The sequence below is a fragment of the Vibrio chagasii genome, from assembly GCF_002954585.1.
Taxonomy (GTDB): Bacteria; Pseudomonadota; Gammaproteobacteria; order Enterobacterales; family Vibrionaceae; genus Vibrio; species Vibrio chagasii_A.
In genome coordinates this window covers 201,947-216,449 of record NZ_MSCI01000004.1, presented here as the reverse complement: position 1 = coordinate 216,449, position 14,503 = coordinate 201,947, and the positions used below count along the sequence as shown (strand labels likewise).

At 45.9% G+C, this 14,503-nt stretch carries 15 protein-coding genes and 1 riboswitch; of the genes, 8 read left to right on the top strand and 7 right to left on the bottom strand.

The annotated features are described in order from the left end of the window. Nucleotides 1–9: 9 nt before the first annotated feature. The 6 genes from BTO10_RS22575 (at nucleotide 10) to mgtE (ending at nucleotide 4,936) form a co-directional block, all read left to right on the top strand. The gene (locus BTO10_RS22575) at nucleotides 10–1,470 is read left to right on the top strand and encodes an RNA polymerase factor sigma-54 (protein ID WP_105025877.1); all 1,461 of its coding nucleotides are present in this window, start codon (nucleotides 10–12) and stop codon (nucleotides 1,468–1,470) included. 61 nt (nucleotides 1,471–1,531) lie between these two features. Continuing rightward, a complete protein-coding gene (hpf, locus tag BTO10_RS22570; RefSeq protein WP_004738706.1) occupies nucleotides 1,532–1,819 on the top strand; it encodes a ribosome hibernation promoting factor in 288 nt (95 codons plus the stop codon). Between the two features lies 1 nt (nucleotide 1,820). Further along, on the top strand, nucleotides 1,821–2,282 hold the full coding sequence (ptsN, locus tag BTO10_RS22565) for a PTS IIA-like nitrogen regulatory protein PtsN (protein ID WP_004738707.1): 462 nt from the start codon (nucleotides 1,821–1,823) through the stop codon (nucleotides 2,280–2,282). Nucleotide 2,283: 1 nt separating this feature from the next. Then, on the top strand, nucleotides 2,284–3,153 hold the full coding sequence (rapZ, locus tag BTO10_RS22560; protein WP_105025876.1) for an RNase adapter RapZ: 870 nt from the start codon (nucleotides 2,284–2,286) through the stop codon (nucleotides 3,151–3,153). Nucleotides 3,154–3,156: 3 nt separating this feature from the next. After that, on the top strand, nucleotides 3,157–3,432 hold the full coding sequence (locus BTO10_RS22555; RefSeq protein WP_004738710.1) for an HPr family phosphocarrier protein: 276 nt from the start codon (nucleotides 3,157–3,159) through the stop codon (nucleotides 3,430–3,432). Between the two features lie 148 nt (nucleotides 3,433–3,580). Beyond that, the gene (gene mgtE, locus BTO10_RS22550; RefSeq protein WP_105025875.1) at nucleotides 3,581–4,936 is read left to right on the top strand and encodes a magnesium transporter; all 1,356 of its coding nucleotides are present in this window, start codon (nucleotides 3,581–3,583) and stop codon (nucleotides 4,934–4,936) included. A 95-nt stretch (nucleotides 4,937–5,031) separates the two neighbouring features. Here mgtE and pmbA read toward each other — a convergent pair whose 3' ends face one another. Then, nucleotides 5,032–6,375: a metalloprotease PmbA gene (gene pmbA / locus BTO10_RS22545; RefSeq protein ID WP_004738712.1), complete on the bottom strand. Its 1,344-nt coding sequence runs from the start codon at nucleotides 6,373–6,375 to the stop codon at nucleotides 5,032–5,034. Nucleotides 6,376–6,493: 118 nt separating this feature from the next. Between pmbA and yjgA the strand changes: the two genes are divergently transcribed. Next, the gene (gene yjgA / locus BTO10_RS22540; protein ID WP_004738713.1) at nucleotides 6,494–7,018 is read left to right on the top strand and encodes a ribosome biogenesis factor YjgA; all 525 of its coding nucleotides are present in this window, start codon (nucleotides 6,494–6,496) and stop codon (nucleotides 7,016–7,018) included. A gap of 79 nt (nucleotides 7,019–7,097) precedes the next feature. Here yjgA and thiQ read toward each other — a convergent pair whose 3' ends face one another. From thiQ to mpl, 5 genes are all read right to left on the bottom strand, one after another. After that, nucleotides 7,098–7,802, bottom strand: a complete 705-nt coding sequence (gene thiQ, locus BTO10_RS22535; RefSeq protein WP_105025889.1) for a thiamine ABC transporter ATP-binding protein — start codon at nucleotides 7,800–7,802, stop codon at nucleotides 7,098–7,100. A gap of 10 nt (nucleotides 7,803–7,812) precedes the next feature. Next, on the bottom strand, nucleotides 7,813–9,408 hold the full coding sequence (gene thiP, locus BTO10_RS22530; RefSeq protein WP_181144014.1) for a thiamine/thiamine pyrophosphate ABC transporter permease ThiP: 1,596 nt from the start codon (nucleotides 9,406–9,408) through the stop codon (nucleotides 7,813–7,815). Between the two features lie 82 nt (nucleotides 9,409–9,490). After that, entirely contained in the window at nucleotides 9,491–10,483 is a 993-nt protein-coding gene (gene thiB / locus BTO10_RS22525) for a thiamine ABC transporter substrate binding subunit (RefSeq protein ID WP_105025874.1), read from the bottom strand. A 53-nt stretch (nucleotides 10,484–10,536) separates the two neighbouring features. Then, nucleotides 10,537–10,656: riboswitch (TPP riboswitch) on the bottom strand. 43 nt (nucleotides 10,657–10,699) lie between these two features. After that, nucleotides 10,700–11,323, bottom strand: coding sequence for a flavin prenyltransferase UbiX (locus tag BTO10_RS22520; RefSeq protein WP_105025873.1), 624 nt, complete (start codon nucleotides 11,321–11,323; stop codon nucleotides 10,700–10,702). A 38-nt stretch (nucleotides 11,324–11,361) separates the two neighbouring features. Further along, nucleotides 11,362–12,720: a UDP-N-acetylmuramate:L-alanyl-gamma-D-glutamyl-meso-diaminopimelate ligase gene (mpl, locus tag BTO10_RS22515; protein WP_105025872.1), complete on the bottom strand. Its 1,359-nt coding sequence runs from the start codon at nucleotides 12,718–12,720 to the stop codon at nucleotides 11,362–11,364. A gap of 270 nt (nucleotides 12,721–12,990) precedes the next feature. Between mpl and fbp the strand changes: the two genes are divergently transcribed. After that, complete coding sequence (gene fbp, locus BTO10_RS22510) at nucleotides 12,991–14,001, top strand: class 1 fructose-bisphosphatase (protein ID WP_032554129.1); 1,011 nt, start codon at nucleotides 12,991–12,993, stop codon at nucleotides 13,999–14,001. An 85-nt stretch (nucleotides 14,002–14,086) separates the two neighbouring features. Here fbp and BTO10_RS22505 read toward each other — a convergent pair whose 3' ends face one another. Next, on the bottom strand, nucleotides 14,087–14,446 hold the full coding sequence (locus BTO10_RS22505) for a gamma-glutamylcyclotransferase family protein (protein ID WP_105025887.1): 360 nt from the start codon (nucleotides 14,444–14,446) through the stop codon (nucleotides 14,087–14,089). Nucleotides 14,447–14,503: the final 57 nt, after the last annotated feature.

Here is a 14,503-nt window from a genome sequence, read left to right as displayed (position 1 = left end):
TAACACTGAATGAAACCCTCATTACAACTTAAGCTAGGCCAACAGTTAGCAATGACTCCTCAATTGCAGCAAGCGATCCGTTTGCTGCAATTGTCTACTTTAGATTTGCAACAAGAGATCCAAGAAGCACTTGAATCTAACCCATTACTCGATGTCGAAGAAGGCAATGAAGAAACGCCATCATCGGAAGAAAAGCCTAGCAGTGACGAGAAAGAAACAGTTGAAGCCGCAGAGCAAGACTTACCTGACAGCTCAGACTTAATCGAAAAATCAGAGATTGGTAACGAACTCGAGATCGACACCACTTGGGAAGATGTCTACAGCGCAAATACAGGTAACACTGGTATCGCAATTGATGACGATATGCCTGTATATCAAGGTGAAACCACCCAAAGCCTGCACGATTACCTACTTTGGCAACTCGACCTCACACCATTTACAGAAACAGACCGAAGCATTGCATTCGCGTTGATTGATGCCATCGATGACTATGGCTATCTCACCGTATCTTGTGAAGACATCCTTGAAAACTTCGACAGTGAAGACGTAGAGCTTGATGAAATCGAAGCTGTGCGCAAAAGAATCCAACAGTTTGACCCATTGGGTGTTGGTTCACTAAATCTTCAAGATTGCTTACTGCTACAACTGGCGACTTTCCCACAAGACACACCTTGGCTTGAAGAAGCTAAGTTAGTACTTACTAGCCATATCGACCAACTCGGTAACCGTGATTACAAACTGGTGATCAAAGAAACTAAGTTGAAAGAAGCAGAGCTACGTGAGGTTCTGCAACTCATTCAACAACTGGACCCACGACCAGGCAGCAAGATTACGCCAGACGAAACCGAATATGTGGTTCCAGATGTATCGGTATTTAAAGACCTAGGCAAATGGTTAGTAACCATTAACCCTGACAGTGTGCCAAAGCTGAAAGTCAATCAGCAGTACGCAGACTTAGGTAGTAAAGGTAACAGCGCCGATAACCAATACATTCGCTCGAACTTGCAAGAGGCGAAGTGGTTAATCAAAAGCTTAGAAAGCCGAAATGAGACGCTACTCAAAGTTGCGCGATGCATTGTTGAACATCAGCGCGATTTCTTCGAACATGGCGAAGAAGCGATGAAGCCGATGGTACTCAACGATGTTGCTTTAGCCGTTGATATGCACGAGTCCACGATCTCTCGTGTGACGACTCAAAAGTTCATGCATACGCCTCGTGGCATCTTCGAACTGAAATACTTTTTCTCGAGCCATGTCAGTACTGACAATGGCGGTGAATGTTCATCGACAGCAATTCGAGCACTCATTAAGAAGCTTGTTGCGGCAGAAAATACCGCTAAGCCTCTCAGTGATAGCAAGATAGCTGCTTTACTGGCTGACCAAGGAATTCAGGTAGCTAGACGTACGATAGCGAAATACCGTGAGTCTCTGGGCATTGCCCCATCGAGTCAGCGTAAACGCCTACTATAAGCAAATTGAGTCACTCTTAACTCAATCGCTATTATCGGGCACCAACTGAAAAGGAAAGTCTATGCAAATCAATATTCAAGGCCATCACGTTGATCTTACCGATTCAATGCAAGACTATGTTCACACCAAATTCGACAAGCTTGAACGCTTCTTTGATCATATCAATAGTGTTCAGGTTGTTTTAAAAGTTGAGAAAATCAATCAAATTGCAGAAGCGACCCTTCACGTAAACCAAGGCGAGATTCATGCAACAGCAACAGATGAAAGCATGTATGCTGCGATTGATGCGTTGGTTGATAAACTCGTTCGCCAACTCAACAAGCACAAAGAAAAGCTAAGTAGTCACTAACATGCAATTAAGCGAAGTACTTTCATTGGACTGCACCAAAAGTGCAGTCCAATGCACAAGCAAAAAGAGAGCTCTTGAGCTCATCAGTCAAATCGCAGCAGAGAGCTGTGGTCAAGATTCAACAGAGCTATTCGAATGCATGTTGAGCCGCGAGAAGATGGGCAGTACCGGTATTGGTAATGGTATCGCCATTCCCCATGCTCGTATGAATGTCAGTGATAAAGCGATTGCTGTATTACTGCAATGCCAAGATCCGATCGAATTTGATGCGATTGATAACCGTCCTGTCGACCTACTATTTGCTCTACTGGTTCCAAGTGAACAGTGTAAAGAGCATCTAAAAACCCTTTCTTGTATGGCAGAACGACTAAACGACAAGCAGACTCTTAAACAGCTGCGTAATGCTCAGAGCGATCAAGAGCTTTACGACATCATGATTCAAGTGCCAACTTGCGAGCAATAACATGCGATTAATCGTGGTTAGTGGCCAATCAGGGGCCGGTAAAAGTGTTGCGTTACGAGTCCTAGAAGACTTGGGGTATTACTGTGTTGATAATCTGCCGGTAAACCTGCTCAACAACTTTGTTGAATCGGTACGCGAAAGCAACCAAAACGTTGCGGTAAGCATTGATATACGTAACCTACCGAAAGAGCCTCAGTTAGTCACCGACACGCTTGAGCAACTCGAGTCCGCTACCAACATCGATGTTGATGTATTGTTCCTCGATGCTAGCAAGCAGACACTCCTCAAGCGCTACAGCGAAACCCGCAGAATCCACCCTTTATCAATTGGCCAAGAGAAACTCTCTCTGGAACAGGCTATTGATTTAGAAAAGACACTTCTCAGTCCTCTAGCAGAACAAGCCAGCATTGTGATTGATAGCAGTGACTGCAACCTCTACGAGTTGAGTGAAAAAGTACGCTTTAAAATTGAAGGCAAAGAGAAGCAAGAGCTGATCATCGTCTTTCAATCTTTCGGCTTTAAATTTGGTCTACCAAGCGATGCCGACTACGTGTTTGACGTTCGCTTCTTACCAAACCCTCATTGGGAACCTGACTTACGACCAATGACAGGCCTTGATGCTCCAATTCACTCCTTCCTAGAACAGCATCAAGAAGTGATTGAACTCAAGCAACAGATTCAAGGCTTTGTTGAGCAGTGGCTGCCAATGTTAGAGAAAAACAATCGCAGTTATCTAACTGTTGCCATTGGTTGTACTGGTGGTAAGCACCGCTCGGTGTATCTAACCCAGAAAATTGGCGAATACTTCGAACAACTTGGTCATCAAGTTCAAATCAGACATGCCTCTCTAGAGAAGCACCAACAGGGCTAACCCATGGAATTAACTCGAACTGTACTGATCCAAAACCGCTTGGGTCTTCACGCTAGAGCGGCCGTAAAGTTGGTTGAGCTTGCCCAAAGCTTTGATGCCACTATCACAATTCATAGTGAAGAAGATAAAACTGCCACCGCAGACAGCGTGATGGGACTATTGATGCTGGAATCGGCACAAGGCCAACACATCACGATTCAAGCTTCGGGTACTGATTCACAACAAGCACTTGATGCCGTTTGCCACCTTATCGAAGATAAATTTGATGAGGGTGAGTAGCCAAGACGCTTAACTCGTAACGCCGCAAACTAAAACGGTGAACCAACCTATATTAAATCTTAGTTCTACCTAAGTTTATGATTTAAATAAGCCCTAGAATTAAGTTACTATTCCAAGCATTGTAAGAATAATGAGATAGGAGGAAAATATGGCAGAGCAATTAGAATTCGACCAAGCTCACCAAACCCTCCAAGAAGTCAGCGAAGCCCTAGAAAACGGCCGATTTGTACACGTACGCCGACAACTTCAGGACATGGAGCCTGAGGATATTGCACACCTTTTAGAAGCCTCCCCTCGCAAAAGTCGTGACGTACTCTGGCAACTCACCGATCCAGAAGACTACGGTGAAATTCTTGATGAATTAAACGAAGACGTCAAAGATGCTCTTGTGTCAAAAATGGCACCAGAGACCTTGGCCGAAGCAACCGAAGGCATGGAAACGGATGACGTCGCGTACGTACTTCGAAGCCTACCTGACGATGTTTCTCGCGAAGTCCTTTCTCAAATGGACTCCGCCGATCGTGCACTAGTTGAAACCGCCCTGTCGTACCCAGAAGATTCTGCTGGTGCGATCATGAATACCGACGTAATCACGATTCGTGGTGATGTCGATGTCGACGTTGTATTACGTTATTTGCGTATGCGTGGCGAACTGCCTGATGCAACCGATGCTCTGTATGTCATCGACGAAGAAGAGCGTCTTATTGGTAACTTGTCACTGACGACACTGATTACGACTCAGCCTGATATTGCCGTTTCAGAAGTGATGGACGATGCAGATGAAGCCATCTCCGTAGAAACCAGTGCGTCAGATATCGCGAGCCTATTTGAACGTCGTAACTGGGTTTCAGCACCGGTTGTCGATAGCGACCAACATCTCGTTGGTCGTATTACTATCGATGACGTGGTTGATGTTATCCGTGAAGATGCCGAACACTCAATGATGAGTATGGCGGGTATGGACGATGACGAAGATACCTTCGCACCAGTCGTAAAATCGGCTCGTCGTCGTAGCGTATGGCTTGGTGCTAACGTTCTAGCAGCGCTTGCTGCCGCATCTGTTTCCAACATGTTTGAAGCAACGCTCGACCAAATGGCTGCGATTGCGGTTCTGATGACGATTGTACCGTCGATGGGTGGTGTTGCTGGTAACCAAACCGTTGCTCTAGTGATTCGTGGTTTAGCACTTGGTCACATCGGTGACAGTAACAAACGCGAACTACTATTCAAAGAGGCAGCTATCGGCTTCCTCAACGGCGTTCTATGGGCCGTTATCATTGGTGGTATTGTGGTAGCTTGGAAAGGCAACTGGATACTGGGAGGCATCATCTCAGCCGCAATGATGACCAACTTGATTGTGGCTGGTATCGCAGGTGTAACCATTCCAGTGATGCTGAAGAAGATGAATATCGACCCAGCATTAGCCGGTGGTATGGCACTCACAACAGTAACCGATGTTATTGGCCTATCGGTATTCTTAGGCTTAGCGACCATACTTATCTAAGTTACAGTCATAACCCGCTTTAACAGCGAAACACTGCATACAAAAAGGGAGCCATCGGCTCCCTTTTTTAGTTCATCAATCTGGCGTTAATTGAATTACTCGCCTGCCACTTTCATAGACTCAAGCAGGATAGAACCCGTTTGAATTTGCGATCGTGTCTCAACGTCGTTACCGACTGCAACGATCTGATTGAACATGTCTTTTAGGTTACCCGCGATCGTCACTTCCGATACTGGATATTGGATTTCTCCATTCTCAACCCAGAAACCTGCAGCGCCACGAGAGTAATCACCCGTTACAGTATTCACGCCTTGGCCCATCACTTCAGTTACGAGGAAGCCAGTGCCCAACTCTTTAAGCATCTGCTCAAAGTTTTGGCCTGTCGATTTTACGAACCAGTTATGAATGCCACCAGCATGACCTGTCGGCGTCATATCCATTTTACGTGCTGCGTAACTCGTTAATAGGTAAGTCGCGAGCACACCATCAGTGATGATTTCACGGTCTTGAGTAAGCACACCTTCACTATCAAAAGGGCTCGATGCCAAACCGCGCAGAATATGAGGACGCTCAGAGATGTTGAACCAATCAGGCAAGATTTTCTGACCTAGATGATCCAATAGGAAAGACGCTTTGCGGTACAGGTTACCACCGCTGATCGCCATCACTAGGTGACCGACAAGGCCAGTCGCTACATCATTAGCGAACATGATCGGGTATTGACCTGTTGCTAGCTTTTTCGCATCTAAGCGGCTAATGGTCTTTTCTGCTGCTTCTTGACCTACTCGCTCGGGCGTCCATAGCTCGTCACGGTGACGTGCAACGGTATAGCTGTAGTCACGCTCCATCTCACCATTAGCACCCTCACCAATCACACAACAGCTCGTGCTATGGCGGCTTGATGCATAACTTGCTAGTAGACCATGGCTGTTGCCATAGACCTTAACACCGTAGTGGCTGTCGTAGCTTGCGCCATCACTTTGTTTGATTTTATCGCTGTACGATAGCGCTTGTTTCTCAGCTGCAATCGCTATCTCAGCCGCGTAGTCTGGGTTTGGTTCATCAGGGTGGAAAAGGTCCAAGTCTGGAACCTCTTTCACCATGTATTCTTTTGCTGCAGGGCCTGCGAACGGGTCTTCTGAAGTGTACTGGGCGATATCAAGTGCCGCGGCGACGGTTTGAGCAATCGCTTTTTCACTCAGATCAGATGTAGATGCACTGCCTTTTTTCTGGCCGCGATAAACAGTAATGCCTAGCGCACCATCACTATTAAATTCAACGTTTTCCACTTCACACATGCGTGTTGAAACACTCAAACCCGTTGACTTAGTAATAGCGACCTCAGCGGCGTCGGCACTTACAGAGGCCATGTCCAACGCTTTTGCAACTGCGGCTTCTAGATCAACTCTTTGCTGGGCGACTTGCTGTTTTACATCCATATCTATTCTAATTTTGTAGGTCAATATTACGTAGGATAACAAGAATTTCGCTTTCTCCCCAAGATTCTTGCTAAAATAGGCAATATATTCGTTTGAGATAGTGACATAGGCAGAAAAGATGGCTCGCAAAAACCAAAAAGCTCCATGGGAACCAGAAGAAGAAATCATCTGGGTAAGTAAAACCGAAATGAAAACGGACATGGAAGCCCTACAGAAACTAGGGGAAGAACTTGTTACCCTAAAGCCATCAGTATTAGAGAAATTCCCTCTGTCTGAAGATTTGGCACTCGCGATTCAAGACGCACAGCGCTTCAAGAACGAAGCAAAACGTCGCCAGCTTCAATACATTGGTAAGCTCATGCGTAACATCGACCCAGAGCCGATTCAAGCTGCTTTGGACAAGGTACGTAACAAGCACTCACAAGCAACAGCGGAGCTGCACAAACTTGAGCAACTACGTGACCGTATCGTCGAAGAAGGTGATGCTGCTATTTCAGAAGTCATGGATATGTACCCTGAAGCAGACCGTCAACGTCTTCGTCAACTGGCTCGCCAAGCTAACAAAGAGAAGAAAGCAAACAAGCCAGCAAAGGCTTTCCGTGAGATCTTCCAAATCCTGAAAGAGCTAAAACAAGAAGACTAATCCGTCATCGCTTTATCAGTTACCTAAAAAAAGACCTAGCACACGTTAGGTCTTTTTTGATTCTGTTGGTAATTGAGCACTACTCGCCAGCTCTTACAAATGAGCTCAACTCTGGCTGCGGATGGTCAACCGTCAGCATTTCTATCGAGTCCTCGACTAACACCTTACCTAACGCAACGAACACAAACTTATTCGCAATACTACGCGCATCACCTAAATGGTGCGTCACCATCAAAACAGTAATATTGCGTTCTGCAGCTAGCTGCTTCACAAGGCAAAGCATCTCTTCTCGTAGTAACGGGTCCAGCGCCGAGAAAGGTTCATCAAGTAACCAAATGTCGTGAGGTTGAACGAAACAACGTGCTAATGCGACACGCTGACGCTGACCACCAGATAACTGTTCAGGCAACCTATCCAAATACTCAGCGACGCCAACTTGAGTAGCCGCTTGTTCGACAGCTTGCTTTTGGGTTGCGGTAAGCTTTAAGCCTGGGTGTAACCCTAAGCCAATGTTTTCACGCACCGTGAGATGAGCAAACAGGTTATGCTCTTGAAACAGCATTGCCAATGGGCGCTGATGTGCTTCTTTACCAATCAGCGATTGCCCAGCAACAGAAATCTCTCCAGATGTCGGCTCAATAAAGCCTGCTACCAAAGCGAGCAGGGTTGATTTACCCGCGCCACTTGGCCCCATGAGAGCAACAATATCGCCCTGCTCTGCTTGGAAATCAAAACTAAACAACTCTTGGTGATAGTGGTAATCCACATCTTTCATCACTAACATCATCGGTCCCTTAACTCTTTAGCTTTGAGCTTCGAGTAAACAAAAATTCAATCAGACTAAAGCTGCCTACACTCAATAACAATAGACTCACTGACACCACTGCTGCAGCTTCCATTTGATAGCTACCTAACAATTGGAATAGATACAAAGGCAAGGTTCTAAAATCTTGGCTACCAAACAAGGCAATCGCGCTAAGATCGCCCATCGCCAACATAAAGCTGATAGAGAAAGCCTGCACCATAGGTTTGCGCAGTGCACGCCACTCCACTAACCTAAAGCGAGTAAAGCCAGTCATTCCCAAGCTTGCACACACATACTGATACTGCTGAGACAGATGTAACATAGGTTGGGCAAGTGTCTTAATCACATAAGGCAGCGCCATTAGGCTATTTACGGCAATCACAATAAAAAAAGCCAAGCTGAACACATCGGTAAATGAACGTAGCAGTAAGAAGATACCAGTGCTGATCACTAATCCCGGCGTCACCAAGATAATAGTGCCGATCAGCTCGATTTTATCGGCTCTGATCGTCTTGTTTTGCAAACGCCATGCACGACTGGTGAGCAATATCGCGATACCTATGCTGACTGCAATAACACTCGCCAATAAAGCGACTCTTACCGAAGTCATCAACGCAGCCCAAAACGGCTCACTGACCAGCACTGTCAAGGCTTGAGCGTTAATACCACTAACAAGCACCATCAACAGTGGCGGTAATACGAGTATTGATACCATGATGATCCAAAAGCTATCCCAAGCTTTTGACCACCAGCTGTCCTTAACCAAATACTTCTCTTCCGACAGCTGACTTGCGGTCACTGAGATAGGCTTAGACAGGCGCTGGATACTCACCGCTAACACGCCGCACAACAGCATTTGCCATATCGCCAGCAAAGCCCCAGCTTGCAGATCAAAGTCAAATTTAATCGCCTGATAAATAGCAAGCTCGATAGTGGTTGATTTAGGGCCACCGCCTAGCGCCATCACGGTAGCAAAACTGGTAAAGCACAGCATGAAGACTAAGCCACATACATGAGGTAACTGTTGCCTTAAGCGAGGCCATTCAACCCACCTGAATTTGTTCCAATGACTCATGCCTAAATGTGCGCATAACTTGTGCTGCTCAGCAGGTACGGTATCTAACGCTTGCAGAAGTAAGCGACAGGAATAAGGCAGATTGAAGAAGACGTGTGCCAACAAAATACCATTCAGGCCATAAATCGAAAATGGTAACTCAATGTCGAAGTTCGCCAATAACTTAGCTAACCAACCACTGTTGCCGTAAATAGCCAGTAAGCCAAAGACGCCGACTAACACAGGCAGAACCAAGGTCGACGCAAAGAGCCTTAACAGTAGCGCTCGTCCAAAGAACAGTCTGCGGCACAAAGCGTGTGCAACAGGTATAGCAAAGCCAATACTCAGCACCGTTGAGAGTGTCGCTTGATAAAAACTGAACTTCGTTACATGCCAATAGTAGGGATCGGACCATACTTGGCTGATATCAAGAGAAGGGGCATTGCTAAGCAATGCCCCTACTGCTGAAACCACGAAGGCGGTAATGAGCATCGCGACCCAAATACCGACCTTAGGCGTTTTCTTTATCATAAATTGATTATTACCGTAAAAAGTCCATTCCGAATATACAGAATGGCTTTAAATACAGGTCGTTCATTCTTTTAAAAGTAAATTAAAAAGTAAGTGCACTCTGCCATTCACGAATCCAAGGCTTACGCTTCTCGACGATCTCTTCAGAGCTAAAGCTTAGCGCTTGCTGAGGTACCGTCAGTTGTTCGAAACCTTTAGGTAGCTCAACATCTGTCACTGGGTACATCCAGTTGCCTGTTGGCATCGCCGATTGGAATTCATCACTTAGGATAAACGCCATAAACTCATCAGCAAGCTTTTCATTCTTACTGCCTTTGACCTTTGCAGCGACTTCCACTTGAGTGTAATGCCCCTCTTCAAAGTTCGCAGCAGCGTACTTAGAATCGTTCTCCGCAATGATGTGGTAAGCCGGAGAAGTGGTGTAAGACAATACTAGATCAGATTCACCCTCTAGGAACATAGAGTAAGCTTCAGACCAGCCTTTGGTTACCGTCACCGTTTTCTGAGCTAGCTTCTTCCACGCCGCTGTCGCTTCATCACCGTACACCGATTTCATCCAAAGCATCATGCCTTGGCCAGGTGTTGATGTACGTGGATCTTGGTAGATAACCTTCAGGTCTTCACGTTGCTCAACCAACTCTTTCAGACTTTTCGGTGGGTTTGTTAGCTTCTCTGTGTTGTAGACAAAAGCAAAGTAGCCAAAGTCGTAAGGTACAAAGGTATTATCGTCCCAACCATTTGGCAGTGTTACTGATGATGTATCAACATTGTGCTCAGCCAGTAAACCGGTCGCTTTCGCTTCAGCCATCAGGTTGTTATCTAAGCCCAAAACGATGTCAGCTTTGCTGTTGCCACCTTCAAGACGTAAACGGTTCAGGATAGAAACGCCATCTTCCAGCGCGACAAAATTCACATCACAGCCACACTTTTCTTCAAACGCTTTCTCTACAGCAGGACGAGGGCCCCAATCCGCAGCAAAAGAATCATAGGTGTAGACAGTCAACGTATCGTCTGCAGCAAAGGCAGAAAAAGAGATAGCTGTAGTAACAGCAAGGGTAGTTAATGTGAATTTCACTGGACGCTCTCCATGGTCTGAGCGGCACAGGTTTGAGGGAGGAGAACGATAGAGGTTGTTCCTAACTCAATTCCTACGCCAGCATTATCTGGTTCAGGTTTACGGGTCCCAAGCACCTGCTTGATCTCAGCTCGCATTCATTATTTGAATGGTTTGCTCCCCGATGAGTGTCCGGAATTGTAATTCGATTTTTAACAATAAGCTATCAAGTTTGGATCAATTACGTTGATCGTAGCCCCATCTAGGCACTAAACCTTGGTCAATACCTAGATGGTCCAGAATGCGCGCCACCATGAAATCGACCAGGTCTTCTATTGACTCAGGTTGGTGATAAAAACCCGGAGCGGCTGGCATGATAGTTACACCCATCGTCGATAGCTTGTGCATGTTCTCTAGATGTAGCGTGGAGAATGGCGTTTCACGAACCACCAACAGTAACTGTCCTCGCTCTTTCATCACCACATCTGCTGCGCGCTCAATCAGGTTGTCCGATAACCCATGGGCGATGGATGCCAAACTGCCCGCAGAACATGGGCAAACCACCATCTGCTTAGGCGCTGCAGACCCTGATGCTACAGGAGAGAACCAGTCATCTTTGCCGCACACTACCAACTTTTCTGGATCGCAGCCCAAGTGCTTAACCAAGGCTTGCTTTGCCGCATCTGGCCCTGCTGGTAACTTAAGCTCATGCTCTGTTGCCAATACCACTCGCGCTGCCGACGAAATCAGCAGGTATACCTGATAGTCTGCTGCCAACAAGCATTCGAGCAAACGCAGTCCGTAAGGCGCACCAGATGCGCCAGTAAAAGCAAGAGTTATCGCTTTATCGTGTTTTGTCATGTTCTCAGTTACTTCAAATTATAAGGTCGTGGATTGGATTAACCTTTAAGGGCTAACGCATCCAACAATTTTTGGTGAATACCACCAAAGCCACCATTACTCATTACCAGAATTTGGTCGCCCGCTTGCGCCTCTGAGACAATTTTAGCAACAAATACATCCATATCATCACTAACATGTGCAGGCTGATGACAAGCGTCTGCGACATCCTGTACCGACCAATCAATGTTGTCCGGTTGGAATAAGTAGGTGGAATCCGCTTGTTTTAGCGAATCAGCCAAGGTTTCTTTATGCACACCACGCTTCATGGTGGCGGAACGAGGCTCTAAAACGGCAATGATTTTTTTCGAGTCGACCTTATTACGTAAACCGCCGAGCGTAAGTTCAATCGCCGTTGGGTGATGGGCAAAATCATCATAAACAGACACACCAGCAACCTCGCCTTTAAACTCTAGACGGCGTTTAGTATTGATGAATTTCGCCAACGATTCGCACGCTAAATCTGGCGTCACACCCACATGCCTTGCCGCAGCAATCGCCATAAGAGCATTGTTGACGTTGTGATCACCAACCAAGTCCCAATCTACCGTACCAACACACTCACCTTGGAAGTAAACTTCAAATTGAGAGCCATCTTTCACTAGCTTTTTGGCATCCCAATCGCCAGCTTCGCCACTCGATTCTGTTTCACTCCAGCATCCACGTGATAAAACATCTTGAATAGCGGTATCTTGCTTAGGTGAGAAAATACGACCATTGCCTGGCACAGTTCGCACTAAATGGTGGAATTGACGTTTAATCGCTTCAAGATCGTCAAAGATATCTGCATGATCGAACTCAAGGTTATTCATCACCAAGGTCCTTGGGTGGTAATGAACGAACTTAGAGCGTTTGTCGAAAAAAGCACTGTCGTATTCGTCAGCTTCTACGACAAAGAACATGCTTTCACCCAAGCGAGCAGAGATACCAAAGTTACCCAATACCCCACCAACTAAAAAGCCGGGAGCATAACCGCAGTCTTCTAAAATCCAAGCTAGCATGCTGGATGTCGTGGTTTTACCGTGAGTACCGGACACCGCAAGAACCCAGCGGTCATGTAGCAAGAACTCTTGCAGCCATTGTGGGCCAGATGTGTATCTAAAGTTGTTATCCAAGACGTACTCAACACATGGGTTACCGCGGCTCATCGCATTACCGATAACCACCAGGTCTGGCCTAGGCTCTAGTTGGCTTGGGTCGAACCCTTCAATAATTTCAATCCCTTGCGACTCCAACAACGTGCTCATTGGAGGATAAACATTCGCGTCACTACCGGTAACCTTGTGACCTAATTGACGAGCCAATACCGCAGCACCGCCCATGAAGGTGCCACAAATTCCTAAGATATGAATATGCATAAATTGCTTCCAAACGCTTGGCTAGTATAAACAGTGCCTAATTAAAACGGCTTGTACTCATTATCATTAAATGAAGATTAAAAGCGAGCGGCAATGCAAAACAAATTGAGTCGACATAGTAAGTGAGATCTGTGTCGCTTAGTTCATTACCATTAAAAAGATCTAAGCCTTAGAATTTAGGTAAGCGTCTAGATGAATAAAGCCCACTTAAGAGGCAAATTCTACGGTGCTCAAATCCCCCTAATATTCAGAGAAGTTTAAGGAAATAACATGTCTGAGATGCGCACCCTTGGTGAGTTCATTGTTGAGAAACAGAGTGACTTCCCCCACGCAAGTGGTGATCTATCATCCCTTTTGTCATCAATTCGTCTTGCTGCAAAAATTGTTAACCGTGAAATCAACAAAGCAGGTCTTGTCGACATTACTGGCGCTGTTGGTACAGACAACGTTCAAGGTGAAGAGCAGCAGAAGCTAGACCTTTATGCGAACGACAAATTTAAAGCGGCTCTAGAAGCTCGAGACCAAGTTTGTGGTGTAGCAAGTGAAGAAGAAGACGAAGCCGTTGCCTTCAATAAAGAGCTCAACAAAAACGCAAAATACGTCGTGCTAATGGATCCACTAGATGGTTCTTCAAATATCGATGTAAACGTATCAGTTGGTACGATTTTCTCTATCTACCGCCGTGTATCTCCAATCGGAACACCACCGACTCAAGAAGACTTCCTACAACCAGGTCACAAGCAGGTAGCAGCAGGTTACGTGATTTACGGCTCTTCAACCATGCTGGTTTACACAACGGGTGCTGGCGTAAATGGTTTCACTTACGACCCATCTCTGGGTACTTTCTGTCTATCTCATGAAAACATGATGATTCCAGACGAAGGTAAGATCTACTCGATCAACGAAGGTAACTACATTCGCTTCCCAACCGGTGTGAAGAAATACATCAAGTACTGCCAAGAGAGCGAGCCAAGTGATAACCGCCCTTACACGTCACGTTACATTGGTTCTCTTGTATCAGATTTCCACCGCAACCTACTAAAAGGCGGCATCTACTTGTACCCAAGTACAGAGAGCTACCCTCAGGGTAAACTGCGTTTGCTTTATGAGTGCAACCCTATTGCCTTCATTATGGAGCAAGCTGGCGGCATCGCTTCTGATGGTGTACAACGTATCATGGACATCAAACCAACTGAGCTACACCAACGTGTACCTTTCTTCGTTGGTTCAAAGAATATGGTACGTAAAGTAGAAGAGTTTCTTGAGCTGAATCCAGACTAACCCTCTCGTTTCTTTCTCAACTTAATCTCATTAAAAAGCCAGCATCGAAATGCTGGCTTTTTTTGTTGTCTCGCTGGGTGATTAGCTAATTGGAATCCCTGTTCCGCTTACACCAGTCACCCGAAAGTATTTCTTTATTAGCTGTTAGATCAAGCTGATACAAATATACCCACGCTAATCCAAATATCGTCTCTATTTGCTCGCGACGATACTCGACAGGCACACCCTCTAGCCGATCGAGCGACTCCAAAACTTCGTCGTTAATCATATAGACCTCCCCTGCGACACTTTTCTTTCCAAAAATCATCGCGGGATAAGCATCTAGGTCAAAAAGAGCGTATTCCGCAGGAGTATCAAACCTACCTAGTAATTGACAGCCATTTAAATAATGGTGATTAGATTGGCCTTGCCTCAAGCTTCCATAAACAAAAACGAGATGCTTCATAAATCCTCCACACGCCATTCACACGCCATTCACACGATCACGATAATGAATGGCTGG

Coding starts and splice junctions, on each gene's coding strand:
- rapZ (WP_105025876.1), top strand. CDS start 2,284: ATGCGATTAATCGTGGTTAGTGGCCAATCAGGGGCCGGTAAAAGTGTT.
- yjgA (WP_004738713.1), top strand. CDS start 6,494: ATGGCTCGCAAAAACCAAAAAGCTCCATGGGAACCAGAAGAAGAAATC.
- thiP (WP_181144014.1), bottom strand. CDS start 9,408: ATGATAAAGAAAACGCCTAAGGTCGGTATTTGGGTCGCGATGCTCATT.
- fbp (WP_032554129.1), top strand. CDS start 12,991: ATGTCTGAGATGCGCACCCTTGGTGAGTTCATTGTTGAGAAACAGAGT.
- ptsN (WP_004738707.1), top strand. CDS start 1,821: ATGCAATTAAGCGAAGTACTTTCATTGGACTGCACCAAAAGTGCAGTC.
- mpl (WP_105025872.1), bottom strand. CDS start 12,720: ATGCATATTCATATCTTAGGAATTTGTGGCACCTTCATGGGCGGTGCT.
- BTO10_RS22505 (WP_105025887.1), bottom strand. CDS start 14,446: ATGAAGCATCTCGTTTTTGTTTATGGAAGCTTGAGGCAAGGCCAATCT.
- thiQ (WP_105025889.1), bottom strand. CDS start 7,802: ATGTTAGTGATGAAAGATGTGGATTACCACTATCACCAAGAGTTGTTT.
- BTO10_RS22575 (WP_105025877.1), top strand. CDS start 10: ATGAAACCCTCATTACAACTTAAGCTAGGCCAACAGTTAGCAATGACT.
- BTO10_RS22520 (WP_105025873.1), bottom strand. CDS start 11,323: ATGACAAAACACGATAAAGCGATAACTCTTGCTTTTACTGGCGCATCT.
- BTO10_RS22555 (WP_004738710.1), top strand. CDS start 3,157: ATGGAATTAACTCGAACTGTACTGATCCAAAACCGCTTGGGTCTTCAC.
- mgtE (WP_105025875.1), top strand. CDS start 3,581: ATGGCAGAGCAATTAGAATTCGACCAAGCTCACCAAACCCTCCAAGAA.
- hpf (WP_004738706.1), top strand. CDS start 1,532: ATGCAAATCAATATTCAAGGCCATCACGTTGATCTTACCGATTCAATG.
- pmbA (WP_004738712.1), bottom strand. CDS start 6,375: ATGGATGTAAAACAGCAAGTCGCCCAGCAAAGAGTTGATCTAGAAGCC.